Below are 24488 nucleotides of genomic sequence, written 5' to 3'. Positions count from 1 at the left end.
CGGGAAGGACGTCCGGCGCCCGGACCCGGAAGGGTCTGGGCACCGCGAGAAGAATGTGACATATTACTGCCGTGCCCAAGAGACACTCCCCGGACGTCGTGATCATCGGAGCCGGCGTCGTCGGCGCCGCCTGCGCCTACTACGCGGCCCGCTCCGGACTCACCGTCGCCGTGGTCGACCGCGGTCCCGTCGCGGGCGGAACCACCGGCGCCGGGGAAGGCAACCTGCTCGTCTCCGACAAGGAGGCGGGCCCCGAGCTCGACCTCGCGCTGCTGTCCACGAGACTCTGGCGCGAACTCTCCGCCACACTCCCGCCGGAGACCGAGTACGAGCCCAAGGGCGGGCTCGTCGTGGCGCCCGACGAGCCCGCCCTCCGGGCCCTCCGCGCCTTCGCGGAGGGCCAGCGGGCGGCCGGCGTCACCGCCACCGAGATCCCCGCCGACCGGCTCGCCGACCTCGAACCCCACCTCGCCCCCGGCCTCGCCGGCGGCTTCCACTACCTGCAGGACGCCCAGGTCCAGCCCGCCCAGGCCGCCGCCCGGCTGCTCGCCGCCTCCGGCGCCGCGCTCCACCTCGGCGAGGAGGTCACCGCGATCCTCCGCGACCCGGCGAGCGGAGCCGTGCGGGGCGTGCGCACCGCCCGCCGCGAACTCCTCGCCCCCGCCGTCCTCAACGCCGCCGGCACCTGGGGCGGCGAGGTCGCCCGGCTCGCCGGCGTCCCCCTCCCCGTCCTGCCCCGCCGGGGCTTCGTCCTCGTCACCGAACCGCTGCCGCGGATCGTCCGCCACAAGGTCTACGCCGCCGACTACATCGCCGACGTGGCCAGCGGCTCCGCCGCGCTCCAGTCCTCCGCCGTCGTCGAGGGCACCCCCGGCGGGCCCGTCCTCATCGGCGCCACCCGCGAACGCGTCGGCTTCGACCGCTCCCTCTCCACCGAGGCCCTGCGCCGGCTCGCCGCCCAGGCCGCCGCGCTCTTCCCGGTCCTCGCCGACGTGCAGGTGCTCCGCGCCTACCACGGCTTCCGCCCCTACCTCCCCGACCACCTGCCGGCGATCGGCGCCGACCCGCGCGTCCCCGGCCTCCACCACGCCTGCGGCCACGAAGGGGCGGGCATCGGGCTCGCCCCCGCCACCGGCGCCCTCGTCGCCGCCGCCCTCACCGGCACCGCGCCCCCGCTCGACCCGGCGCCCTTCCGCCCCGGGCGGGACTTCGGCCCCGCAGACACCGTCCCCCCGCAGGAGCAGCAGAGTTGACCCGCCGCACCCCGCGCGCCCTCGTCGGAGGCGCGCCGCAGGAGACCTTCACCTTCCGCTTCGACGGACGGGAGATCCCGGCCGCCGCCGGACAGACCGTCGCCGCCGCCCTCTGGGGCGCGGGCGTCCTCGCCTGGCGCACCACCCGGCACGGCGGCGAACCCCGCGGCGCCTTCTGCGGGATCGGCCAGTGCTTCGACTGCCTCGTCACCGTCGACGGCGCGCCCAACCGCCGCGCCTGCCTCGTCCCGGCCCGCCCCGGAGGCCTCGTCACCAGCCAGGAGGGAACCGGCCATGACGACCTCGCCGTCTGAGCCCCGGCCCGCGCCCGCGCCCGTGGACCTCGCCGTCGTCGGCGCCGGCCCCGCCGGCCTCGCCGCCGCCGTCACCGCCGCCTCGCTCGGCCTCACCGTCGCCCTGCTCGACGCGGGCAGCCGCCCCGGCGGCCAGTACTACCGCCACCCCGAACCGGCCCTCGGCGCCGCCCGCCCCAAGGCCCTCCACCACGACTGGGCCGCCTTCGCCGGCCGCGAGGCCGAGCTGCGCGCCCACGCGCGCGGGGGCCGGGTGCGCCACCTGGCGGGCCACCAGGTGTGGAGCGTCACCGGCTCCGGCACCGACTGGACCGTGCACGCCCGCACCGACGACGCCGGGGCGGAGTCCGTCCCCGCCCGCGCGGTGCTGCTCGCCACCGGGGCGTACGAACGCCACCTGCCCTTCCCCGGCTGGACCCTGCCCGGCGTGGTCGGCGCCGGGGGAGCGCAGGCCATGCTCAAGAGCGGGCTCGTGCTGCCCGGCCGCCGCGTCGTCGTCGCGGGCAGCGGGCCGCTGCTGCTCGCCGTCGCCGCCTCGCTCGCCGCCGCCGGCGCCCGGGTCCCCGCCGTCGTCGAGGCCTCCGGATACGTGCCGTACGCCCGGCACCCCGGCACCCTGCTGCGCAACCCGGCCAAGCTCGCCGAAGGCGCCGTCCACGGCGGGGCGCTGCTGCGCCACCGGGTCCGTCCGCTGCTCCGGCACGCCGTCGTCGAGGCGCACGGCACCGACCGGGTCGAGGCGGTGACGGTGGCCCGGCTCGACCGGGACTGGCGGCCCGTGCCAGGCACCGGGCGCCGCGTCCCCTGCGACGCGGTCGCCGTCGGCCACGGCCTGGTCCCCGAGCTCTCCCTCGCGACCGCCCTCGGCTGCGCCACCCGCGCCGCCGCGGACGGCACCGTCGCCCTCGTCCTCACCCCCGGCCTGCGCACCTCGGTGCCGGGCGTCTGGGCGGCGGGCGAGGCCGGTGGGGTCGGGGGTGCCCCGCTCGCCCTGACCGAGGGGGAGATCGCGGCCCACACGATCGCCGGACGGGCCGTGCCCCCCGCCCTCGTCCGGCGCCGCGCGCGGCTGCGGGCCTTCGCCGACGTCATGGGCGCCGCCCACCGGCCCGGCCCCGGCTGGACCGGCTGGCTCCGCGAGGAGACGGCGGTCTGCCGCTGCGAGGAGGTGCCCGCCGGGCGCGTCCGCGAGGCGGTGGAGGACCTGGGCGCCACCGACGCGCGCACGGTCAAGCTGCTGACCCGGGCCGGGATGGGCTGGTGCCAGGGCCGGATGTGCGGTCCGGCCGTGGCCGCGCTGGCGGGTGACGGGCCGTCGGCCGACCGCAGGCCGCTGGCCTGCCCCGTGCGCCTCGGGCAGCTCGCCGAGCTGCCCGCGCTCCCCGTCGACTAGCGCCTTTCGTGGCGTCCGCACCCTTGTGGCCGCCGCACACCCCCTAGTAAAATGTCACACACTACAAAGGAGTACGTCACGATGACCGACACCCGCACCCGCCCCTGGCACGGCATCATGGTCGCCACCACCCTGCCGCTGCGCGAGGACCTCTCCGTCGACCTCGACGCCTACGCCGACCACGTCCGCTGGCTCATCGCCCACGGCTGCGACGGCGTCGTGCCCAACGGCTCCCTCGGCGAGTACCAGACCCTCACCGACGCCGAGCGCGCCGCGGTCGTCCGCACCGCCGTCGAGGCGGCCGGCGACGGCGCCCGCGTCATGCCCGGCGTCGCCGCCTACGGCTCCGCCGAATCCCGCCGCTGGGCCGAGCAGGCCGCCGAGGCCGGCGCCGGCTCCGTCCTCCTCCTGCCGCCGAACGCCTACCGCGCCGACGAGCAGGCGGTCCGCGCCCACTACGCCGAGGTCGCCCGGGCCGGCCTGCCGATCGTGGCCTACAACAACCCCATCGACACCAAGGTCGACCTCACCCCGGCTCTCCTCGCCCGCCTCCACGCCGACGGGAACGTCGTCGCCGTCAAGGAGTTCAGCGGAGACGTCCGCCGCGCCTACGAGATCGCCGAGCTCGCCCCCGGCCTCGACCTCCTCGTCGGCGCCGACGACGTCCTCCTGGAGCTCGCCCTCGCCGGGGCCGTCGGCTGGATCGCCGGCTACCCCAACGCCCTGCCCGACTCCGCCGCCACGCTCTACCGCGCCGCCGTCGCCGGCGACCTCGCCACCGCGCTGCCGCTCTACAAGTCCCTGCACAGCCTCTACCGCTGGGACTCCAAGACCGAGTTCGTCCAGGCGATCAAGCTCTCCATGGACCTCGCCGGCCGCCCCGGCGGCCCGACCCGCCCGCCGCGGCTGCCGCTCACCGGAACCGTCGAGGCCGCCGTCCGCGCCGCCACCGAGAAGGTCCTGGCCGAGGGCCTCCGCTAGGCCGAGGGAGAAGACCAGCCCATGCGCACCCGACACGTCTACCACGCGGTGGATTCCCACACCGAGGGCATGCCCACCCGGGTCGTCACCGGCGGAGCGGGGGTGATCCCCGGCGCCACGATGGCCGAGAAGCGGCTGCACTTCATCGAGCACCGCGACTCCCTGCGCACCCTGCTCATGTACGAGCCGCGCGGCCACGCCGCCATGAGCGGCGCGATCCTCCAGCCCGCGACCCGCCCCGACGCCGACTACGGAGTCCTCTTCATCGAGGTCTCCGGCCTGCTCCCGATGTGCGGCCACGGCACCATCGGCGTCGCCACCGTCCTCGTCGAGACCGGGATGGTCCCGGTCACCGAACCGGTCACCACCGTCCGCCTCGACACCCCGGCCGGCCTCGTCTCCGCCGACGTCCGCGTCGAGGACGGCGCCGCCCGCTCCGTCACCCTCACCAACGTCCCCGCCTTCAGCGTCGGACTCGACCTCAAGACCGAGGTCCCCGGCCTCGGCACCGTCACCTACGACCTCGCCTACGGCGGCAACTTCTACGCCTTCGTGGAACTCGACGCCCTCGGCCTGCCCTTCGACCGCGCCCGCAAGCAGGAACTGCTCACCGCCGGACTGGCGATCATGGACGCGATCAACGCGGGCGACGACCGGCCCGTCCACCCCGAGGACCCGGCCGTCTCCGGCGTCAAGCACGTCTACCTCGCCGCCCCCGGCTCCGACGCCACGCGCTCCCGGCACGCCATGGCCATCCACCCCGGCTGGTTCGACCGCTCTCCGTGCGGCACCGGCACCAGCGCCCGGATGGCACAGCTGCACGCCCGCGGACTGCTCCCGCTCGCCACCGACTTCGTCAACGAGTCCTTCATCGGCACCGAGTTCACCGGCCGGCTCGTCGCCGAGACCACCGTCGGCGGCCTGCCCGCCGTCGTCCCGACCGTCACCGGCCGGGCCTGGATCACCGGCACCGCCCAGTACTTCCTCGACCCCACCGATCCCTTCCCCGCGGGATTCCTGCTGTGAGCGTCCCCGGACCGGACGGCATCCGGGTCACCGACTACCACACCGCGGGCGAACCCTTCCGGATCGTCGCCGAGGGCCTGCCCGCCGCCCCCGGCGACACCGTCGCCGAGCGGTGCGCCACCGCCATCGGCTCCGGCGGCTCCGGCACGGCCCCCCGCCCCGGCCCGCTGGACGCGCTGCGCCGCCTCCTCGTCCAGGAGCCGCGCGGCCACGCGGGCATGTACGGCGGCTTCGTCGTCCCGCCCGACGACGACGGCGCCCACCTCGGCGTCCTCTTCTGGCACAAGGACGGCTTCTCCACCGCCTGCGGCCACGGGACCATCGCGCTGGCCGCCTGGGCCGTCGACACCGGGCTCGTCCCGGCGGGACCGGACGACCGGGACGTGCCGGTCCGCGTCGACGTGCCCTCCGGGCGGGTCACCGCCACCGTCCACCGGGCCGGCGGCCGCACCACCGGCGTCACCTTCCGCAACGTGCCCGCCCGGGTCACCGCCCGCAAGGTGCCCGTCGCCACCGGCCTCGGCATCGTCGAGGTCGACCTCGCCCACGCAGGCGCCTGCTACGCCTCCGTCTCCGCCCGCGACCTCGGCCTCACGGTCGGGAAGGCGTCCCTGCCCGAACTCACCCGGGTGGGGCGGGAGATCCGCGCCGCGCTCGCCGGCCACCCCGCCACCTGGCACCCCGACGGGCCGCTGCTCTCCGGCGTCTACGGCGTGATCCTCCACGAGGAGCTGCCCGACACCCCCGAAGGGCCGCGCCAGCGGAACGTCACCGTCTTCGCCGACGGACAGATCGACCGCTCGCCGTGCGGCTCGGGCACCTCCGCCCGGCTCGCCCTCCTCGCCGGCGAGGGCCGCCTGGAGGAGGGGCAGGTCCTCACCCACGAGTCGATCGCCGGCACGGTCTTCACCGGCCGGACGGTCCCCGGCGGCGATCCCGCCGACGGCCTCGTCACCGAGGTCACCGGCACCGCCCACCGCACCGGCGAGACGCTCTTCACGCTCGACCCGGACGACGCCCTCGGCGCGGGGTTCCTCCTGTGACCGCGGACGCCCTCCCGTACCTCGACGCCGCCGTCACCCGGCTGCTCGCCCCGGCGGCGGCCGTCGAGGCCCTCGCCGAGGTCCTGCGCGAGGGGCTCGACCCCGAGACCTGCCCGGCGCGCTCCGCCGTCCCCGTCCCGGCCGGCGAGCTGCTGCTCATGCCCGCCGCCTCCGGGAGCTGGGCGGGAGTGAAGATCGCCGGGGTGGCGCCCGGCAACGCCGCCCTCGGGCTGCCCCGCATCACCGGGAGCTACCTCCTCCTCGACGGGGCCACCCTCCGGCCGCGCGCCCTGCTCGACGGCGCCGCGCTCACCGCGCTGCGCACACCGGCCGTCTCCGCCCTGGCGATCCGTCACCTGACGGCCCGGGAGAGGCCGTTGGACGTCGTGCTCTTCGGCTCGGGACCCCAGGCGTACGGTCACGTCGACGCGCTCCTCGCGGTCCGGAAGCTCGCCTCCGTGACCGTGGTCGGCCGCGACCGGGGGCGGGCCGAGGGGCTCGCCGCGTACGCCCGGGGGACCGGCGTCCCCGAGGCCCGCACCGGCACCGCGGAGGCGGTGGCCGGGGCGGACCTGGTGGTGTGCTGCACCACCGCGCGCCGCCCGCTCTTCGACGGACGGCTGGTGGGGCCGGGGGCGGTGGTCGTCGCCGTCGGCTCGCACGAGCCGGACGCCCGCGAGACCGACACGGCGCTGGTGCGCCGCTCCGAGGTGTGGGTGGAGGCGCGGACGGCCGCCCTGCGGGAGGCCGGCGACCTGCTGATCCCGGAGGCGGAGGGGGCGATCGGGCCCGGTCACCTCACCGGCACCCTCGCGGATCTCGTGCGGGGGCCGGGGCTTCCCGTCCCGGGGCACGCCCCCCGCCTCTTCAAGAGCGTGGGCATGGCCTGGCAGGATCTCGCCGTGGCCGTCGCGGTCCACCGGGCGGCCACCGGCTGAGCAACGTGACATTGTACGCTGGGCGCCTGCGAGATCTCGGAGGAATCGGCGTGGGTGACCTGAAGCAGCACAGTCTCATCAAGGCCCAGGAGCGGCTTCGCGACCAGGTGGGCCATGCGCTGCGCGCGGCGCTCACCGCCGGTGAGCTGAAGCCGGGGACCGTCTACTCGGCCCCTGGCCTCGCCGCCGAGCTCGGGGTGTCGGCCACCCCGGTGCGCGAGGCCATGCTCGACCTGGCCCGCGAGGGCCTCGTCGAGCCGGTGCGCAACAAGGGCTTCCGGATCACCGAGGTCAGCGAGCGCGAGCTCGACCAGTGCACCGAGCTGCGGATGCTCATCGAGGTGCCCACGGTGGGCCGGGTCACCGAGACCGCGACGCCCGAACAGCTGGAGGCGCTGCGCCCGCTGGCCGAGGAGATCGTCGCCAACGCCCGCGAGCACAACCTCATCGGCTACCTGGAGGCGGACCGGCAGTTCCACCTCACCCTCCTCGGCCTGTCCGGCAACGACCGCCTGGTGGAGACCGTCGGCGACCTGCGCAAGCGGTCCCGCCTCTACGGTCTGACCGGACTGGACGAGGCGGGCAAGCTGGTCTCCTCCGCCGAGGAGCACGTCGAGCTGCTCGACCTCATGATCGCCCGGGACCGGGCGGGCGCCGAGGCGTGCATGATGCGCCACCTCGGCCACGTCCGCTCGCTCTGGGCCGAGGCCCGGGACGAGCCGGTCGAGCCGGCGGCCGGCGCCCTGCGCCCCGTGCGCAAGCGCTGACCGAGGCACGCGAACGGCGCGCCGCCCTCCCGAGGAGGGCGGCGCGCCGTTCGCGTGGGCGCGGGCGGGGTCAGGCCGCCGGGGCCGGGAAGGTCGGGTACTCGACGCCGGAGACGTGCTGGACGACCCGGATCACCTGGCAGGAGTAGCCGAACTCGTTGTCGTACCACAGGTACAGGATCGCGTTGTCGCCGTCGACCTTGGTCGCGCCGGCGTCCACGATGGAGGCGTGGCGCGAGCCCACGAAGTCCATCGAGACGGCGTCGGGAGCCGTGGTGAAGTCGATCTGGCGCTTCAGCGGCGAGTGGAGCGAGACGTCGCGGAGGTACTCCAGGACCTCGTCGCGGGTGGTCTCGCGGCCCAGGCGCAGGCTGAGGATGGCGATCGAGACGTCCGGGACGGGGACGCGGATCGAGCTGCCCGTGATCGGGGCCTTGAGCTCCGGCAGCGCCTTGGCGACGGCCGAGGCGGCACCGGTCTCGGTGATCACCATGTTGAGCGGCGCGGAACGGCCGCGGCGGTCGGCTTTGTGGTAGTTGTCCAGCAGGTTCTGGTCGTTCGTGAACGAGTGGACGGTCTCCACGTGACCGCGCAGCACGCCGTACTCGTCGTCCATCGCCTTGAGCGGCGGGACGATGGCGTTGGTGGTGCAGGAGGCGCAGGACAGGATCCGCTCGTCCGGCTTGATCGTGTCGTGGTTGACGCCGTGCACGATGTTCGGCACGTCGCCCTTGCCGGGCGCGGTCAGGACGACCTTGTCGATGCCGGGGCGCAGGTGCTTGGAGAGGCCCTCGCGGTCCCGCCACTTGCCGGTGTTGTCGATCAGGATGGCGTTCTCGATGCCGTACGCCGTGTAGTCGACCTCGGAGGGGTCGTTGGCGTAGATGACCTTGATCGTGTTGCCGTTGGCGACGATGGTGCTGTTCGCCTCGTCGACCGTGATCGTGCCCTGGAACTGGCCGTGGATCGAGTCCCGGCGCAGCAGGGAGGCGCGCTTGACGAGGTCGGCCTCGCCGCCGCCGCGCACGACGATGGCGCGCAGGCGCAGGCCGTTGCCCGAGCCGGCCTTCTCGATGAGGAGGCGGGCGACCAGGCGGCCGATGCGGCCGAAGCCGTAGAGGACGACGTCCCGGCCGTCACGGCGCTCGATCTTGTTCTCGCCCGTGGCGCCGGCGACGGCCTCCGCGGTGAACTCCTCGACCGTCAGGCCGCGGGAGTCGGCCTTGTAGTCGGCGGCGAGCATGCCGATGTCGATCTGCGAGGGACCGAGGTCGAGCGTGGTGAGCGTCTGCAGGAAAGGCAGCGTCTCGGTGACCGAGAGCTCCTCGCCGGCGATCTGGCGGGCGAAGCGGTGCGTCTTGAGGATGCTGACGACCGACTTGTTCACCAGGGAGCGGCTGTGAACGAGGACGGTGACGTCCTGCTCACGGTGCAGCTTCCCGATGATCGGGATCATCGACTCCGCGATCTCCTCACGGTTCTTCCAGCTGGTGAACGAGTCATCATTGACAGTCACAAGAGTTATCTTTCGAGCTAGACGGCGCTCATATGGTAACCCGCGGGTCCTTCGCCCCCACAAGGGGGCCCGAACGTCTGTCCCCGAGCTCACACCCGGGGACCGTGCGTTCTCGGCCAATCGGCCGGACATCGCCCTGTCGTGGCCGTGCCGCTCCCCCCAGGCTGGGGAGCCGAAGCCGACGAAGGGACCCGCCGTGACGCACCCCGCCGAACCGATCGTGCTCGACCCCGCCGGGACCGACCCCCACGCCGAGCACGCCCGGCTCCGCGCCCGCGGCCCCGCCACCCCCGTCGACGTGCTCGGCGTCCGCGCCTGGTCCGTCTCCGACCCCGCCCTCCTCAAGCGGCTCCTCACCGGCCCCGAGGTCTCCAAGGACGCCCGGCGCCACTGGCCCGCCTTCGAGGAGACCGTCCCCACCTGGCCGCTCGCCCTCTGGGTCGCGGTCCGCAACATGTTCACCGCCTACGGCGCCGACCACGCCCGGCTCCGCCGGATCGTCGCCCCTGCCTTCTCCGCCCGCCGGATCGCCGCCCTGCGCGCGGACATCGACACGATCGTCGCCGGGCTCCTCGACGCGCTCGCCGCGGTCCCCGCCGGAACCGTCGTCGACCTGCGCGAACGCCTCGCCTACCCGCTGCCCATCGCCGTCATCGGGCGGCTCCTCGGCGTTCCCGAGAAGGACCGCGAGTCCTTCCGCACCCTCGTCGACGGCGTCTTCGACACCACCCTCGACGCCGTCGCCGCCCAGGCCAACGCCGAGCGCCTCTACGCCCTCTTCCAGGCCTTCATCTCCGCCAAGCGCGCCGCGCCGGGCGACGACATGACCTCCCTCCTCCTCGCCGCCCGCGACGAGGAGGGCGACGGCTCCCGGCTGAGCGAGGACGAACTCGCCGACACCCTCCTCCTCATGATCAGCGCCGGCTACGAGACCACCGTCAACGTCATCGACCAGGCCGTCACCGCCCTCCTCACCCACCCCGACCAGCTCGCCCACGTCCGGGCCGGACGCGCCGGCTGGGAGGACGTCGTCGAGGAGACCCTCCGCCACGAACCCGCCGTCAAACACCTGCCGCTCCGCTTCGCGGTCACCGACATCCCGCTCCCGGACGGCACCGTCATCGCCGAGGGCGAGGCCATCCTCGCCTCGTACGCGGCCGCCAACCGCCACCCCGACTGGCACGGCCCCTCCGCCGACGCCTTCGACCTCACCCGTGTCACCAAGGACCACCTCGCCTTCGGCCACGGCGTCCACTTCTGTCTGGGCGCGCCCCTGGCCCGCATGGAGGTCGCCGCCGTCCTGGCCGCCCTCTTCGCCCGCTTCCCCGGCCTGCGGCTCGCCGTCCCCGCGGCCGGGCTCGAACGGATGCCGTCCCTGATCACCAACGGCCACCGGCGACTGCCGGTGCTCCTGGGGGCTCCGGCCCGCTGAACCGGTCCGCGACGGGCCGCCGCGGCTCCCGGCACGGCGTCGGGGGGAGTCCGCCGCGGCGGCTGCCGGCGGCGCGGTCCGCTCAGCCCAGGGCGTACGCCCGGAAGGTCTCGCGGATCCGGGCCAGCGGGGCCGGGTCCCGGGTCGTGTACAGGCGGTTGGTCAGCAGGACCGCCCAGCGGGCGCGGGCGGGGGAGACCCACATGGCGGTGCCGGTGAAGCCGAAGTGGGCCCACACGTCGTCGCCGGGGCCGGTGCCGGGCGCCGGGTGCCAGAGCAGGCCGCGCGGCGGTTCCAGGGCGCCGGTGCCGACGCGGAGGGAGGCCGCCGTCCAGGCGGGGGAGAAGGTGCCGGCGGGCGGGTCGAGGACGCCCCGCAGGAAGCGGCCGGTGTCCGCGGCGGTGGTGAAGACGCCCGCGATCCCGCACGCCCCGCCGAGCAGCCGGGCCGAGAAGTCGTGGACGGTGCCCTTCAGGTGACGGTCGGTCTCCTCGTCGTACTCGGTGGGCGCGCAGCGGGCCGCCGCCTCCGGGGGCAGCGGGCCGTAGCGGGTGTCGCGCATGCCGAGCGGTTCCCAGACGCGCTCCCCGGCGAGCCGGGCCAGCGGCCGGCCCGTCAGGTGCTCGGCCAGCCAGCCCAGGATCAGCGCCGCCCGGTCGGTGTACGCGACGGCGGCACCCGGGGGATGCCGCAGCGGCTCGGCGAGGACCCCGTCCCGCACGTCCTGCGGATCGGAGCCGTACAGGAAGCGGAGGTTGGCCCGGAGCGGCATCCCGGCGGTGTGGGTGAGCAGGTGGCGGGCGGTGACGGCGCCCACCGGGCGTCCGGCCGCCGCCGGCCAGAAGGTGCCGAGCGGGGCCGACAGGTCCAGCTTCCCGGCGTCCACCAGCGTGCCCGCCACCCCCCACACCGCGAGGATCTTGGTGAGGCTCGCCACGTCGAAGAGGGTGTCCGGGCGGACCGGTTCCTCGGGCCGGGCCGGGTCGAGGAGGCCGACCGCGCCGGCCGAGCGGGTCCCGGAGGCGTCCCCGACCGCCCAGACGGCACCCGGGCACACGCCGTCACGGACCGCCCCGGCCAGCAGCCGGGCGTAGGGAGGGATCGCGCTGCGCTCTGCCACGGCTTGCCTCCGGCAGGTCGGTGCGGCCCGCCGGATCCACCGGCGGGGCCGCGGCCCGAACGGACCGCACGCAGGCATGCATGCCCGGCCGCGCGGGCGGGGACACCCTTCCGCGGCGAGCCGGCCGGAGGGGCCGTCAGTTGCAGACGACCTCGTCGCGCGGGGTGTAGTGGGTCTTGAAGGTCTGCCGCTTGACCTCCTCGCCGCCGTTCTTGAAGACCCGGTCGACGGCGATGTCGAAGCCCTCCAGGGGCTCCTGCGGCACGCACTTCTCGCCGGTGGCCTCGCGCTTCTCCGGCTCGGTGACGTTGGTCCGCGGACCGGCGACGGCCTCCACCGAGTCGTACTTCTTGGTGCCGTAGAAGGTGATGGTCACCGAGGAGTCGGTGGCGTTCGCCGCGATGTAGATCGGCTTGCCGGAGTCGTTGCGGAACTTCTGGTCCAGGCTGCCCCAGGCGACGGTGGCCTCGCGGCCGGCCGGGTAGCGCTCGATGTAGAAGGAGTGGGCGCCGTACTCGACCGGCTGCACGCCCGCGAAGAAGACCGCGTTGAAGACGGTGGTCGCCACCGCCGAGACGCCGCCGCCGGGCGCCTCCTGGTAGCGCCCGTCGAGGATCATCGTGCCGTCGACGAAACCGTTCTCCTCGGTGCGCTCGCCCACCGTCCGGTTGAAGCTCCACACCTCGCCCGGCTGGACCAGCGAGCCGTTGATCAGCTCGGCGGCCCGGCCGATGTTCACCGTCCGGTAGGGGGCGGTGGGGAAGTTCACGGTGAAGGTCGACATCTGCTCCTTGATGCCGAGCGAGTCGAAGGTGGCGGTGCTCACCCGCGGCTGGGTGACCTTGGTCGCCACCGTGGCGGTACGGGCCGCCTCGCCGGTACGGGTGAGCAGCGGGTCCACCGCGGCGACGAGCGACTGCTCGGTCACCTCGCGGCCCGGCCTCCCGTCCTTCACGACGACGACCTTGCCGTCGCGCACGCCGAGGGTGCCCTCCACCGGCGCGCCCGTCATGGAGGCGAGCGGCCGGGCCACGTCCGGGTCGCGCAGCAGCGCGGCGGAGTCGAGGGAGCCGGTCAGCCGGCCGCCCTCGTTCTTCACGGTCAGGTGGTCGCTCAGGGTCTCGGGGGTGATCCGCAGCCGCTGGTCGCCCACGGTCAGGGTGACCGGGCCGGAGACGGCCGGCTTCGCGTACGCGTCGAGGAAGCGGGTCACCTCGGAGGCGGCCAGCTTCGGCTGGGTGACCGACACGGGCAGGGTCACGGCGGAGGCGCCGGACGCGGCCGGGTAGGCGGCCCGCAGGGCCGTGGCGGCCGCGGCGGTGTCCAGCTTCTGCCCGGCGACCGGCCGGGTCGCGACGGCCTTGCCGTCCCGGAAGGAGACGGAGCCCTCCTTGACGGCCCGGTCGTTCCGCTTCGCCAGCGCGGCGACGGCCGCGTCGGTCTTCGCCGCGTCGTGCGCCAGGACCGGCTCGATCTCGCGGTCGCCGGAGGAGAAGAGGCGGCCGATCACGGTGAAGGGGTCGCGGGAGGGGTCGGCGGCCCGCTCGGCCGTCGCCTCCGCGTCGACCGTCAGCCCGGCGTCGGCCGGGGCGACGCTCGCCGTGCGCTCGCCGACCGTGACCGGGATCGGCGCGGTCCAGGCCGCCGGGGCCTGCGCCCGCAGCCGCTCGGCGGCCTCGGCCTTGCTCAGGCCGCCTATGTCGACCCCGCCGACCCGGGTGCCGGCCGATATGTCGTCGCCGGTGGTCGCCAGGCCGGCCACGTACAGTCCGCCCGCCGCGACGGCGACGACACCCGTCGCGATCGCGGCCGTCCGCCAGCGTGGGCGGGCACCGGCGGCGGGCGTCGGGGCATGGTCGGTCCTGGGGCGGGGCACACGCTCTCCCGGGGCGTCGGGGACAAGAGAATCGTCATGACGGTACGCCGAAAGAGTGTTAAATGCATATAAAGTGTGAGTCATCTGGCATGTTTTAGGCCGGAAACCGTCTATATGGGGAGATTACCCGGAAGGGGGACCGCGTCTCCGCTCCGGACGGCGCCCGTCGCTACCCTGGCCCGATGGCCGCCGACGACCCCTTCCCCCGCCGCGAGCCGCCCGCCGACCCGCTCCGCGCCCCCGCGGCCGGGCCCCGGTCGGTGGAACGGGCGCTCGACCTGCTCGACCTGGTCGCGGACGCCGGACGGCCCGTGGGCGCCAAGGCGCTCGCCCGGGCGCTCGGCTGCGCCCTGTCGACCGTCTACCACCTGGCCGGTCCGCTGCTGGACCGCGGCCACCTCGTGCGGACCGCCGAGGGGTACGCCCCGGGACCCCGCGTCCCCGCCCTGCACCGCGCCCACCTCTGCCACCACGGACTGGGCGCCCCCACCGGCGAGCTCCTCGGGCGGCTGCGCCGGGCGACCGGCGCGGAGGCGTACCACACGGCCTACCGCGACGGCCTGATCACCGTCGTCGACACCACCGCGCCCGTCACCGACGCCGCCCACCCCTTCACCCCGGGCCCGGAGGTCCGCGCGCACGCCACCGCGCACGGGAAGGCGCTGCTCGCCGCGCTGCCGCGGGCCCGGCGCCGCCGCTATCTCGCCGAGCACGGCATGGCCCGCCTCACCGAGCGGACCATCACCGGCGCCGAGCGCTTCGAGGCCGAGATGGCCACCGTCCGGGGCCAGGGGTACGCCGTCTCCGTCGGCGAGGCCGACCTCGCCTACACCTGCCTGGCCGTCGCCGTGCCCGACCGGGGCGACGGCATCGTGCACGCCCTCTCCGTCTCCCTGCCCACCGCGGACCTCTCCCGCCGCCGGGGCGCCGTCCGGGCCGCCCTGGCCCGCGCGGTCCCGGACTTTCCGGCCCTGCCGGAATCCCGAGCCGCCCGCCTGGCCCCGCCCCGCCCGCCCGGCACAGCCTGACGGCATGATCTTCATCGCCGTCCGTTTCACCGTCCGTCCCGACCTCGCCGACCGGTGGCCCGACCTGGTCGCCGACTTCACCCGCGCCACCCGCGCGGAGCCGGGCAACCTCTTCTTCGACTGGTCCCGCGGCGTCGACGACCCGAACGTCTACACCCTCCTGGAGGGCTTCGCCGACGACGAGGCCGGTGCGGTCCACGTCGCCTCCGACCACTTCGCCGCCGGTCTCGCCGCCATGGCCGGGGCCGTCGCCGCCACCCCCGAGATCATCAACGTGCGCACGGACCGGCGCGGCTGGGGCCCGATGGCGGAGCTCGCGCCCACCGGCGCCTGATCCCGCCGGAAGCCGCCCGCCCGCCTGATAGGTTCGCCGCACAGTACGGGCGGGCGGCGGCCCGGGGCCGAGGGGAGAAGCGGCAGATGGCGCTGAGCGGGCGACAGACCGGCAGGCCCACCCTGGAGGAGGTCGCGGCCCGGGCCGGAGTCGGCCGGGGCACCGTCTCCCGGGTCATCAACGGCTCGCCGAAGGTGAGCGAGCACGCCAAGGCGGCCGTCGAGAAGGCCGTCGCCGAGCTCGGCTACGTCCCCAACCGCGCCGCCCGCGCCCTCGCCGGCAGCCGCACGGACGCCGTCGCCCTCGTCGTCCCCGAGACCGAGGCCCGGCTCTTCGCCGAGCCCTACTTCCTCGACATCATCCGCGGCGTCAGCGGCGAACTCGCCGCAGCCGACAAGCAGTTGCTGCTCACCCTGATCCGCAGCGACCAGGAGCGCCAGCGCTTCGAGCAGTACCTCGCGGCCCAGCGCGTCGACGGCGTCCTGCTCGTCTCCGTGCACGCCGACGACCCGCTGCCCGACCAGGTCCGCGCCCTCGGCCTGCCCGCCGTGCTCAACGGCCGGCGCCGCGAGGACGAGCCCGTCGCCTTCGTCGACTCCGACAACACCGGCGCCGGCCGCGCCGCCGTCGCCCACCTCGCCGCCGGCGGGCGCACCCGCATCGCCACCATCACCGGCCCCCTCGACATGTACGGCGCCCGCTGCCGCCTCGACGGCTACCGCGAGGGCCTCGCCGAGGCCGGTCTCCCCGCCGACGACGCCCTCGTCGCCACCGGGGACTTCACCGAGGAGGGCGGCCGCCGCGCCATGCGCGAGCTGCTCGGCCGCGCCCCCGGCCCGGACGCCGTCTTCGCCGCCTCCGACGTGATGGCGGCCGGCGCCCGCGCCGTGCTGCGCGAGGCCGGCCGCCGGGTCCCGGAGGACGTCGCCCTCGTCGGCGTCGACGACTCCGCCGTCGCCCGCCTCATGGACCCGCCGCTCACCAGCGTCCGCCAGCCCATCGAGGAGATGGGCCGCACCATGGCCCGGCTGCTCCTCGCCGAGATCGCGGGGCCCAGCGAACCCGACGACCAGCCCCGCCGGATGCTCCCCACCGAACTCGTCGTCCGCGCCTCCTCCTGAGCCCCGGCGGGATCCGGCGAGCCACGGCGTGATCCGCGATGCCGCAGGGTCCCGCAGTCTCCGCCGCGTCCCGCCCGGTCCCGGCGGGACCCGCCCGTTCACCCGAGCCCCCTCCCGGGGCTTCCGCCCGTTCGCCCGCGCCCGGCATGATCGCGACACCGTCGGCACCGGTCCGGCGGCGACCGGGGGGCCTCCACGAACATGTACGCCGTCCCGGGGGCGCTCGCGCTCCTCCTCGCGGCCGTCGGCGCCGTCACCCTGCGCTCCGGGTGGGTGCCGCCGTGGCCCCGCCACCGGGTCCGCCGGGTCGCCCTCCACGGCCGGGCCCAGCTGGTCACGGCCGCCTCCTTCGCCCTCCGGAGCGCCGCCGGACGCGCCGGCGAACCGGCCGTCGGGTCCGCCCTCGGCCTGGTCGCCCTCCTCGCCCTGCTCGCCGCGCCGATCCTGCTCGTCGTCGCCCCACTCGGTCCCCGCGCCGACGGAATCCGCGCCCGGCGTGTCGTTCGGGTGATCCCAGCAGGCGGCCCGGCCGGGCGTGGGTTCGAATCGGGGCATGGCTTCCTACGACAGGCGCACGGGCGGCTCCCGGAGACCGCCCCGAGCCGGTGAGACGTGGTGGTACGCCGCCGTGGCGGGCGAGGCCGCGGGCTCCTTCAGCACCCGGATACGCACCCGGACCCGGCGCGCCTGCCTCGGCGCCGTCCTGCTCCTCACCCTCGTCTACGCGGGCCTCGTGCTCACCGCGACGGGCCGCCGCTGGGGCGACGCGGCGGTGACCGGCCGGCGCGCCGACACCCGCGTCGCCGACTTCGTGCGCGACCATCCCTCCCTGGCGGGGGCCGCCACCCTCTCCCTCGTCCTCGCCTGCCTCCTCCTCGTCGCCGTCGGCGCGCTGCGCAGGAGGTACGCGCTCACCGGGGCCGCCGCCGCGGCCGTCGCCGTCTCGGTCGCCCTCGCCGGCCTCCTCCAGCGGTTCGCGCCCCGGCCCCGGCTCGCCGAGGGCGCCGGCGCCCTGGCGCCCAGCGGCTTCCCCAGCGCCACCGCCACCCTCGCCTTCGGGGTCGCCTTCGCCCTGCCCCTGGTCGTGCCCCGGCGCTCCCGCGAGCTCGTCACCGGCGCCGCGACCCTGTGGGCCGTCGTCCTCGGCGCCTACTCGGTCGCCACCGGCGACCACCGCCCCGGCGACGTCATCGCCGGGGCCTTCCTCGCCCTGGCCGTCCAGTGCGGCCTGATCGCCCTCCTGGCGCGCCGGGGCAGGGTCCGCCCCGGCACCCGGCGCGGCACCGCCCTGCGCGGGCTCCCGGCGACCCTGCCGCTCGCGCTGCTCGCCGCCGGCGGGCTCGCGGCCGGCTTCCTGCTGCTCGGCGAGACCCTCGGACTGCCCGCCACCGCCCCGTACGACCCCGACGAGCTCCGCCTCGCCCACCGCTGCGGGCAGGCCCTCGCCGCCGGTGCCGGGGCCGCCGCGGGCCTCGCCCTGCTCGTCCTGGTGCGCCACGTCGACCTGGACGGCGGCCCGGCGCCGTACCGGCTCGGCGGGCCCTTCGTGGAGGACTCCGGAGCCCCGGATCAGGGCGAGCTGGTGGGCCCCTTTACGGAGAACCGCGATCACGAGATATCTTGATGTCGAGCAATCTCGCATACGCAGACGTGGAGCGGAGCACCTGGTGACTGACTCGACCATCATCTACACCCACACCGACGAGGCGCCGGCCCTGGCGACGTACTCGTTCCTGCCCGTGATCCAGGCGTATGCCTCCACGGCCGGCGTCACGGTCGAGACGCGTGACATCTCGCTCGCGGGCCGCATCATCGCGAGCTTCCCCGAGTTCCTGGAGGAGGGCCAGCGCATCGGCGACGCCCTCGCCGAGCTCGGCGAGCTGGCGAAGACCCCCGAGGCCAACATCATCAAGCTGCCGAACGTCTCGGCCTCGATCCCGCAGCTGAAGGCCGCGGTCGCCGAGCTCCAGGCGCAGGGCTACGCCCTCCCGGACTACCCGGACGACCCGCGGACGGACCAGGACAAGGACGTCCGCGCCCGCTACGACAAGATCAAGGGCTCGGCCGTCAACCCGGTCCTGCGCGAGGGCAACTCCGACCGTCGCGCCCCCGGCTCGGTCAAGAACTACGCCAAGAACCACCCGCACCGCATGGGCGCCTGGACCTCCGAGTCCAAGACCGCCGTCGCCACCATGGGCGAGAACGACTTCCGGTCCACCGAGAAGTCCACGGTCATCGCCGAGGCCGGCAGCCTCCGCATCGAGCACGTCGCCGCCGACGGCACCACCACGGTGCTCCGCGAGTCCGTGCCGGTCCTCGCCGGCGAGGTCGTCGACGCCTCCGTGATGCGCGTCGCCGCCCTGCGCACCTTCCTCTCGGAGCAGGTCGCCCGCGCCAAGGCCGAGGACGTCCTCTTCTCCGTGCACCTCAAGGCCACGATGATGAAGGTCTCCGACCCGATCGTCTTCGGCCACGTCGTGCGCGCCTTCTTCCCGAAGACCTTCGCCCGGTACGGCGAGGTCCTCGCGGGCGCCGGCCTCTCCGCCAACGACGGCCTCGGCACCGTCCTCAAGGGCCTCGACGCCCTCCCGAACGGCGCCGAGATCAAGGCGTCCTTCGACGCCGAGATCGCCGAGGGCCCGGCCCTCGCGATGGTCGACTCCGACAAGGGCATCACCAACCTGCACGTGCCGTCCGACGTCATCGTCGACGCCTCGATGCCGGCCATGATCCGCACCTCCGGCCACATGTGGGGCCCGGACGGCCAGGAGGCCGACACCATCGCCGTCCTCCCGGACAGCTCGTACGCCGGCGTCTACCAGGCCGTCATCGAGGACTGCAAGGCCCACGGCGCCTTCGACCCGTCGACCATGGGCTCCGTCCCGAACGTCGGCCTCATGGCGCAGAAGGCCGAGGAGTACGGCTCCCACGACAAGACCTTCGAGATCGCCGCGGCCGGCACCGTCCGCCTCGTCGACGCCTCGGGCGCCACGGTCCTGGAGCAGGAGGTCGCCGAGGGCGACATCTTCCGCGCCTGCCAGACCAAGGACCTCCCGATCCAGGACTGGGTCAAGCTCGCCGTCACCCGCGCCCGCGCCACCGGCGACCCGGCCGTCTTCTGGCTCGACGCCGAGCGCGCCCACGACGCCCGGCTGATCGCCAAGGTCGAGCAGTACCTGCCGGAGCACGACACCGAGGGCCTGGAGATCAAGGTCCTCTCCCCGGTCGAGGCCACGAAGTTCTCCCTGGAGCGCATCCGCCGCGGCGAGAACACCATCTCGGTCACCGGCAACGTCCTGCGCGACTATCTGACCGACCTCTTCCCCATCCTGGAGCTGGGCACCAGCGCCAAGATGCTGTCGGTCGTCCCGCTGATGGCGGGCGGCGGCCTCTTCGAGACCGGCGCCGGCGGCTCCGCCCCGAAGCACGTGCAGCAGCTCGTCAAGGAGAACTACCTCCGCTGGGACTCGCTCGGCGAGTTCTTCGCGCTGGCCGCCTCCTTCGAGCACCTGGCCACCACCACGGGCAACACCCGCGCCCAGATCCTCGCGGACACCCTGGACCGCGCCACCGGCACCTTCCTCAACGAGGACAAGTCGCCGACCCGTCGCCTCGGCGGCATCGACAACCGCGGCAGCCACTTCTTCCTGTCCCTGTACTGGGCCCAGGAGCTGGCCGCGCAGACCGAGGACGCCGAGCTCGCCAAGGCCTTCGCCCCGCTCGCCGAGACCCTCGCGGCGAACGAGCAGAAGATCGTCGACGAGCTGAACGCCGTCCAGGGCTCCCCGGCCGAGATCGGCGGCTACTACCAGCCCGACCCGGCCAAGGCCGCGGCCGTGATGCGCCCGTCCGCCACGTTCAACGAGGCCGTCGCGTCCCTCGCCTGATCCGGCACGACGCGAACCGCCCCGGCCGGAACGATTCCGGCCGGGGCGGTCCCGTCGGTGGCGCTTACGCCGTCCGGGTGTGACCCTGGAGGGCATGAGCTGGGCATCTTGGACGACCGCCGGTGTCTACACCGGGCGTGGTGGGGTGCTGACCGTCGAGGGCGGAATCGTCACGGGCGACATGACCGTGCACACGACCTTCGTCGACGGTGAGGCACGCGTGGCCGTGCAGTACAGCGGCGCCTCCGACTGGTTCACCATGTCGGGCAGTCCCGTCCCCTGTTCCTCGGAGGAGGAGAGCCGCGAACTCCACGCCGCCGTCGTGGAGGCCGTACGGGAGGGCCACGGGGCCACCGTCCCGCGCCTGCCCCATCCGACCGGCTAGGCCCGGACCGCGGACCGGCCCCGGCGAGCCCCGGTACGGCCGCCGGCCGGTCCGAGGGCCCGACCGGATCGCGTGCCCGACCGGATCGCCGGTCCGATCGAGGGCCGACGGGATCGCCGGTCCCATCGAGCGCCGACGGGATCGCCGGCCGAAACCGTCCGGCTGGACCGGTGGCCGGAAAAAGTGTTATCCCTACCCGGCCCCACGCGTCTCCCCACACGACGGGGACGAGGACCGGGCACGAGGGAGCACCATCCATGCACAGCGACGAGCAGCGCACCACCGACCTGGTGGAGGCGGCGCGCGCGGGCGACCCGCACGCCAGGGACGAACTGGTACGCGCCTGCCTGCCGCTCGTGCACAACGTGGTCGGGCGCGCCCTCGACGGGCACGCCGACACCGACGACATCGTCCAGGAGACCCTGGTCCGCGCCCTCGACGGGCTGCCCGGACTGCGGGACCCGGCCCGCTTCCGGTCCTGGCTCGTCGCCATCGCCATGAACGGGGTGCGCCGCCGGTGGCGGGAGCGCCGCCAGGCGCCCGTGCCCGGCCTCGACCGGGCCGTCGACCTCGCCGACCCGGCCGGCGACTTCACCGACCTCACGATCCTCCGGCTCGGCCTGACCGGGCAGCGCCGCGACGTCGCCCGGGCCACCCGCTGGCTCGACGAGGACGACCACGAGCTGCTCTCGCTGTGGTGGCTGGAGGCCTCCGGCGAGCTCACCCGCGCCGAACTCGCCGAAGCCCTCGGTCTCGACCCGGCCCACGCCGCCGTCCGCGTCCAGCGGATGAAGGAGCGCCTGGAGACCGGCCGGGCCGTGGTGGGCGCCCTCGACGCCCGCCCGCGCTGCCCCGACCTCGACGCCGTCCTCACCCGCTGGGACGGCCGCCCCTCCCCGCTGTGGCGCAAGCGCCTCGCCCGCCACCTGCGCGAGTGCCGCGCCTGCGCGGCCGGCCGCGCCCGCCGCGGCCTCGCCCCCGTCGAGGGCCTGCTGGTCGGCATCGGCCTGGTCCCGCCCGTCGCCGCCGCCCTCGACGCCGCCGCGCCCCCCGCGTTCGCCGCCGAACCGGCCGGTCACGCCGCCCCGGCCCCCGGCGCCCCGGCGGCGCCCACCGACGCGACCGGCGCTTCGGCGGTCCCCGCCGACACCCCCGGCGCGCCCCCGGCCCCCGTCGAAACCGCTGCCGCACCGACGGCCCCCGCCGGCACCCCGGGCGCCCCGGCGGCTCCCGCCGGCCCCGTCGCGGCCCCGCCGTCCCCCGGCCCCGCCGCGCCCCACTGGACGCCCGGCCGTCTGGCCGGGGGCGCCGGGGTCGCGGCCGTCGCCGTGCTCGGGGCGCTCGTGTTCACCCTTCCCGAGCGAGCGGCTCCCTCCCGGCCCGAGCCCACCCGGCCCGCCGCCGCCCCGCCCGTCACCACCACCCCGGCGGTGACGTCCCCGGCGCCCACCCCCACCCCGAGGGCCACCACCCGGCCGACGCCCGCCAGGACCCCGGCCACCACGGCGCCCCCGAGCCCGACCCGCACCGTCGCACCGCCCCCGGCCGACCCGGGGGAGCGGGTGACGGAGCTGGTCAACCGGCTCCGGGCGGACGCCGGCTGCGGCCCGCTGCGCACCGATCCGCGGCTGACGGCCGCCGCCCGCGCCTACGCCCGGGACATGACGGACCGCGGCTACTACGACCACGCCAGCCCCGAGGGCGAGTTCGCGGACACCCGGATCACCGAGGCCGGATACCGCTGGTCGGCCTGGGCGGAGAACCTGGCCCAGGGGCAGCGGGATCCGGCGACCGTCGTCGCGAGCTGGCGCGACGACGCCGGCCACGAGCGCAACCTGCTGGACTGCTCCTACCGCGACACCGGGGTGGCCGCCGTGCCCGGACCGCGCGGCACGGTCTGGGTGCAGAACCTGGCGGCGCCCGCGAACTGAGCGGGCGTCACCCCTTCGTCACCCGGTGGCGCCCGCGGACCGGGCGGGCGTCACCCCTTCGTCCCGAAGTCCTGCACCCACCACGGTCCGTCGGCGGTGAGGGTCACCCCCACCCCGATGTCGCGGAACGAGCAGTTGAGGATGTTCGCCCGGTGGGCCGCGCTGCCCATCCAGCTTTCCATCGCCCGCGCCGGGGTCCTGGGGCCCTTGTGGATGTTCTCGCCCCAGGCCGACCAGTCGTACCCGCTGGCGGCGATGCGGTCGCCGCCGTCCCGCCCCTCGGGGCTGTCGTGGGCGTAGTAGTCGCGCGCCGCCATGTCGTCCGCGTGCCCCTGGGCGGCCCGGGCCAGCCGGGGCTCGGCGCGCAGCGCGCCGCACCCCGCCTTCTCCCGCTCGTCGTTGGCGAGCGCGATGACGTCCTGGACGTAGCGGCCGGCCCGGGCCGGCACCGTCACCGGGGCGGCGGCCCCGGCCCCGGTCTGCGGGGCGAGCCCGGCCCCGGTCTGCGGGGCGGGGCCCCGGACGGATTCGTCCGGGGCCGGGGAGGCGGGCCCTTCCGCCGTCCGGCCGGCGCCGCCGCTCCGGCGGGCGGCCGGTTCCGTCCGGACGGCGTCGGGCGTCCGGACCGGCACGGCGCCGGCGCGGGAGGGGAGCGGAGCCTGGAGGGCGGGGGCCCGGGCCGCGCGGGGGGCGGGGGAGGAGGGGGCGGTGGCCGCGTACAGGCCGAGGAGGACGGTGACGGCGGCCGCGGTGGTGCCCGCGGCGAGGACCGCCGCGGGGAAGCCCGGCCGGGGGAGCACGCGGCGGCGGACCGGGCCGCCGCGGCGGTGGCGGCCGGACGGGGGGACGCCGGGGCGGGTGTGTTCGAAGGGGTCGGATGGGTCGGGACCGTCGTACCGCATGGAGCTCCGCTCTCTCGCCTGCGTCGCCGTCCGGTCCGGTGCCCGCGCGGGCACCGGGGCGACGGGGTCAAGGCTTTCCGCGCTCCGCCGCCCCGACACCCCACGTCAACCCGGCGGGTCAACTCCGCGCGCCGACCTGACGTGCCGACTTGACGGGACCGCCCGAAGGGGGTCCACGCCGCTCAGCCCTGCGGGACCACCGCGACCGGGCACGGCGCCAGGTGGAGCGCCGCGTGCGCGACCGAGCCGATGCGCTGCCCCAGCGCCCCGCGCTTCGCCCGGCGGCCGACCACCAGGAGCTGCGCGGCGCCGGAGGTGGTCAGCAGGACCTGTCCGGCGCTGCCGAGCTCGACGTGCTCGGTCACCGGCACGTACGGGTACCGCTCCCGCCACGGCGCCAGCGCCTCGCGCAGCGCCTTCTCCTCGAAGGGCACCAGGCCGCCGGCGTCGTCGGCGAGCCGCATCGACGCCGGGCTGTACGCGAAGAGCGGCGGCAGGCTCCAGGCGCGCACCGCGCGGATCGCGGCGCCCCGGGCGGCGGCGGTCTCGAAGGCGAAGCGCAGCACCGCCTCGCTGTCCTCGGGGGTGCCCTGCTGGCCCACCAGGATCTCGCCGGTGGGCGGTTCGGCGGCCCGGTCGTCGCGGGCGCGGACGGCCACGACGGGGCGGGTGGCGGCGGCGATGACCTGCTGGCCGTAGGAGCCGAGCAGGAAGCCGGCCACCGCCCCGTGTCCGCGCGAGCCGATGACCAGCATCTCGGCCTCGTCGAGCGTGTCGAGCAGCGCGGCGACCGGGGTGTCGGTGAGCACCTCGGCGGTGACGGCCACCCCCGGGTGCCGCTCGCCGATCTCCGCCGCCGCCGAGCGGACGACCTCCTCGGCGGCCCGCTGCTGCGCGTCGCGGTCCTGGACGAGCGGCAGGTCGAGCGGTTCCCACCGCCAGGCGTGCGCGAGCCGCAGCGGGGCGCCCCGGTGCTCCGCCTCCCGCGCGGCCCACGCGGCGGCAGCCAGGCTCTCCGGCGAGCCGTCCACGCCGGCCACGATCTCCCGGCCCGTGGGGGCCTCCGGTGCCTCGCCCGCGTCCGCTCCGGTCTGCCGGCCCTCGCGACTCATCCGACGTCCTCCCTGGTCGTGGTGGAACGGGCCCGGCCCGGCGGCCGGTGCCTCCTCGTTCCCAGCTTGGGCCCATCGGCCGTCCCGGAGGAGGGCCGGAGGTCCCGACATGCCGGTCCGTCCGTCCCC

At 75.8% G+C, this 24488-nt stretch carries 22 protein-coding genes; 17 read left to right on the top strand and 5 right to left on the bottom strand.

The genetic code is table 11. The features are described 5' to 3' along the window. Positions 1–71: 71 nt before the first annotated feature. The 8 genes from IE287_RS20175 to IE287_RS20140 all read left to right on the top strand — a co-directional run bounded on the left by IE287_RS20175 (position 72) and on the right by IE287_RS20140 (position 7715). Positions 72–1253 (top strand): NAD(P)/FAD-dependent oxidoreductase, encoded by a 1182-nt coding sequence (locus tag IE287_RS20175; RefSeq protein WP_189850500.1) that lies wholly within the window; start codon positions 72–74, stop codon positions 1251–1253. Next, the gene (locus IE287_RS20170; protein WP_189850499.1) at positions 1250–1567 is read left to right on the top strand and encodes a (2Fe-2S)-binding protein; all 318 of its coding nucleotides are present in this window, start codon (positions 1250–1252) and stop codon (positions 1565–1567) included. Before IE287_RS20175 ends, IE287_RS20170 begins: the two co-directional genes overlap by 4 nt. Beyond that, positions 1548–2960, top strand: a complete 1413-nt coding sequence (locus IE287_RS20165; RefSeq protein WP_189850498.1) for an FAD/NAD(P)-dependent oxidoreductase — start codon at positions 1548–1550, stop codon at positions 2958–2960. Before IE287_RS20170 ends, IE287_RS20165 begins: the two co-directional genes overlap by 20 nt. Positions 2961–3041: 81 nt before the next feature. Next, on the top strand, positions 3042–3941 hold the full coding sequence (locus IE287_RS20160) for a dihydrodipicolinate synthase family protein (protein WP_189850497.1): 900 nt from the start codon (positions 3042–3044) through the stop codon (positions 3939–3941). Between the two features lie 21 nt (positions 3942–3962). Beyond that, on the top strand, positions 3963–4967 hold the full coding sequence (locus tag IE287_RS20155; protein WP_189850496.1) for a proline racemase family protein: 1005 nt from the start codon (positions 3963–3965) through the stop codon (positions 4965–4967). Continuing rightward, positions 4955–6010, top strand: a complete 1056-nt coding sequence (locus IE287_RS20150; protein ID WP_229883618.1) for a proline racemase family protein — start codon at positions 4955–4957, stop codon at positions 6008–6010. The genes IE287_RS20155 and IE287_RS20150 overlap by 13 nt, the downstream gene beginning before the upstream one ends. Then, positions 6007–6948: an ornithine cyclodeaminase family protein gene (locus IE287_RS20145; RefSeq protein WP_189850495.1), complete on the top strand. Its 942-nt coding sequence runs from the start codon at positions 6007–6009 to the stop codon at positions 6946–6948. The genes IE287_RS20150 and IE287_RS20145 overlap by 4 nt, the downstream gene beginning before the upstream one ends. A 50-nt stretch (positions 6949–6998) precedes the next feature. After that, a complete protein-coding gene (locus IE287_RS20140; RefSeq protein ID WP_189850494.1) occupies positions 6999–7715 on the top strand; it encodes a GntR family transcriptional regulator in 717 nt (238 codons plus the stop codon). Positions 7716–7785: 70 nt separating this feature from the next. Here IE287_RS20140 and IE287_RS20135 read toward each other — a convergent pair whose 3' ends face one another. Further along, positions 7786–9231 (bottom strand): glyceraldehyde-3-phosphate dehydrogenase, encoded by a 1446-nt coding sequence (locus tag IE287_RS20135; protein WP_189850493.1) that lies wholly within the window; start codon positions 9229–9231, stop codon positions 7786–7788. 196 nt (positions 9232–9427) lie between these two features. On the opposite strand from IE287_RS20135, the gene IE287_RS20130 reads away from it, so the two are divergent. Continuing rightward, positions 9428–10663, top strand: coding sequence for a cytochrome P450 family protein (locus IE287_RS20130; protein ID WP_229883603.1), 1236 nt, complete (start codon positions 9428–9430; stop codon positions 10661–10663). An 82-nt stretch (positions 10664–10745) separates the two neighbouring features. Here the strand turns inward: IE287_RS20130 and IE287_RS20125 are convergent, their stop codons facing one another. Continuing rightward, positions 10746–11783: a serine hydrolase domain-containing protein gene (locus IE287_RS20125; RefSeq protein ID WP_229883602.1), complete on the bottom strand. Its 1038-nt coding sequence runs from the start codon at positions 11781–11783 to the stop codon at positions 10746–10748. Between the two features lie 136 nt (positions 11784–11919). Continuing rightward, on the bottom strand, positions 11920–13659 hold the full coding sequence (locus tag IE287_RS20120) for a VanW family protein (RefSeq protein WP_229883601.1): 1740 nt from the start codon (positions 13657–13659) through the stop codon (positions 11920–11922). Between the two features lie 182 nt (positions 13660–13841). Between IE287_RS20120 and IE287_RS20115 the strand changes: the two genes are divergently transcribed. The 8 genes from IE287_RS20115 to IE287_RS20080 all read left to right on the top strand — a co-directional run bounded on the left by IE287_RS20115 (position 13842) and on the right by IE287_RS20080 (position 22345). Further along, positions 13842–14687 (top strand): IclR family transcriptional regulator, encoded by an 846-nt coding sequence (locus IE287_RS20115; RefSeq protein ID WP_189850489.1) that lies wholly within the window; start codon positions 13842–13844, stop codon positions 14685–14687. Positions 14688–14691: 4 nt separating this feature from the next. Next, positions 14692–15021: a putative quinol monooxygenase gene (locus tag IE287_RS20110; protein ID WP_189850488.1), complete on the top strand. Its 330-nt coding sequence runs from the start codon at positions 14692–14694 to the stop codon at positions 15019–15021. 86 nt (positions 15022–15107) lie between these two features. Then, positions 15108–16142, top strand: coding sequence for a LacI family DNA-binding transcriptional regulator (locus IE287_RS20105; RefSeq protein ID WP_189850487.1), 1035 nt, complete (start codon positions 15108–15110; stop codon positions 16140–16142). A 201-nt stretch (positions 16143–16343) separates the two neighbouring features. Beyond that, entirely contained in the window at positions 16344–16751 is a 408-nt protein-coding gene (locus IE287_RS20100; RefSeq protein WP_189850486.1) for a hypothetical protein, read from the top strand. Beyond that, entirely contained in the window at positions 16696–17766 is a 1071-nt protein-coding gene (locus IE287_RS20095) for a phosphatase PAP2 family protein (protein WP_189850485.1), read from the top strand. The genes IE287_RS20100 and IE287_RS20095 overlap by 56 nt, the downstream gene beginning before the upstream one ends. A gap of 43 nt (positions 17767–17809) precedes the next feature. Continuing rightward, positions 17810–20029, top strand: a complete 2220-nt coding sequence (locus IE287_RS20090) for an NADP-dependent isocitrate dehydrogenase (protein ID WP_189850484.1) — start codon at positions 17810–17812, stop codon at positions 20027–20029. A 94-nt stretch (positions 20030–20123) separates the two neighbouring features. Beyond that, positions 20124–20414, top strand: coding sequence for a hypothetical protein (locus IE287_RS20085; protein WP_189850483.1), 291 nt, complete (start codon positions 20124–20126; stop codon positions 20412–20414). A gap of 257 nt (positions 20415–20671) precedes the next feature. After that, positions 20672–22345 carry a sigma-70 family RNA polymerase sigma factor gene (locus tag IE287_RS20080; protein ID WP_189850482.1) on the top strand — a complete coding sequence of 558 codons (1674 nt, stop codon included), beginning with the start codon at positions 20672–20674 and terminating at the stop codon, positions 22343–22345. Positions 22346–22395: 50 nt separating this feature from the next. Here IE287_RS20080 and IE287_RS38615 read toward each other — a convergent pair whose 3' ends face one another. Both IE287_RS38615 and IE287_RS20070 read right to left on the bottom strand, forming a co-directional pair. Further along, positions 22396–23247: a CAP domain-containing protein gene (locus tag IE287_RS38615; protein ID WP_229883600.1), complete on the bottom strand. Its 852-nt coding sequence runs from the start codon at positions 23245–23247 to the stop codon at positions 22396–22398. Positions 23248–23429: 182 nt separating this feature from the next. After that, on the bottom strand, positions 23430–24359 hold the full coding sequence (locus IE287_RS20070) for a universal stress protein (RefSeq protein ID WP_189850481.1): 930 nt from the start codon (positions 24357–24359) through the stop codon (positions 23430–23432). Positions 24360–24488 lie beyond the last annotated feature (129 nt).

Origin of the sequence: Streptomyces omiyaensis (assembly GCF_014650895.1) — a bacterium.
Taxonomy (GTDB): Bacteria; Actinomycetota; Actinomycetes; order Streptomycetales; family Streptomycetaceae; genus Streptomyces; species Streptomyces omiyaensis.
This window is presented reverse-complemented; position numbering and strand designations above follow the sequence as displayed.

Excerpts from the sequence above, each read along its gene's own strand:
- IE287_RS20095 (WP_189850485.1), top strand. The coding sequence starts at position 16,696 with ATGGCTTCCTACGACAGGCGCACGGGCGGCTCCCGGAGACCGCCCCGA.
- IE287_RS20085 (WP_189850483.1), top strand. The coding sequence starts at position 20,124 with ATGAGCTGGGCATCTTGGACGACCGCCGGTGTCTACACCGGGCGTGGT.
- IE287_RS20110 (WP_189850488.1), top strand. The coding sequence starts at position 14,692 with ATGATCTTCATCGCCGTCCGTTTCACCGTCCGTCCCGACCTCGCCGAC.
- IE287_RS20165 (WP_189850498.1), top strand. The coding sequence starts at position 1,548 with ATGACGACCTCGCCGTCTGAGCCCCGGCCCGCGCCCGCGCCCGTGGAC.
- IE287_RS20155 (WP_189850496.1), top strand. The coding sequence starts at position 3,963 with ATGCGCACCCGACACGTCTACCACGCGGTGGATTCCCACACCGAGGGC.
- IE287_RS20080 (WP_189850482.1), top strand. The coding sequence starts at position 20,672 with ATGCACAGCGACGAGCAGCGCACCACCGACCTGGTGGAGGCGGCGCGC.
- IE287_RS20115 (WP_189850489.1), top strand. The coding sequence starts at position 13,842 with ATGGCCGCCGACGACCCCTTCCCCCGCCGCGAGCCGCCCGCCGACCCG.
- IE287_RS20105 (WP_189850487.1), top strand. The coding sequence starts at position 15,108 with ATGGCGCTGAGCGGGCGACAGACCGGCAGGCCCACCCTGGAGGAGGTC.
- IE287_RS20160 (WP_189850497.1), top strand. The coding sequence starts at position 3,042 with ATGACCGACACCCGCACCCGCCCCTGGCACGGCATCATGGTCGCCACC.
- IE287_RS20070 (WP_189850481.1), bottom strand. The coding sequence starts at position 24,359 with ATGAGTCGCGAGGGCCGGCAGACCGGAGCGGACGCGGGCGAGGCACCG.
- IE287_RS38615 (WP_229883600.1), bottom strand. The coding sequence starts at position 23,247 with ATGCGGTACGACGGTCCCGACCCATCCGACCCCTTCGAACACACCCGC.
- IE287_RS20100 (WP_189850486.1), top strand. The coding sequence starts at position 16,344 with ATGTACGCCGTCCCGGGGGCGCTCGCGCTCCTCCTCGCGGCCGTCGGC.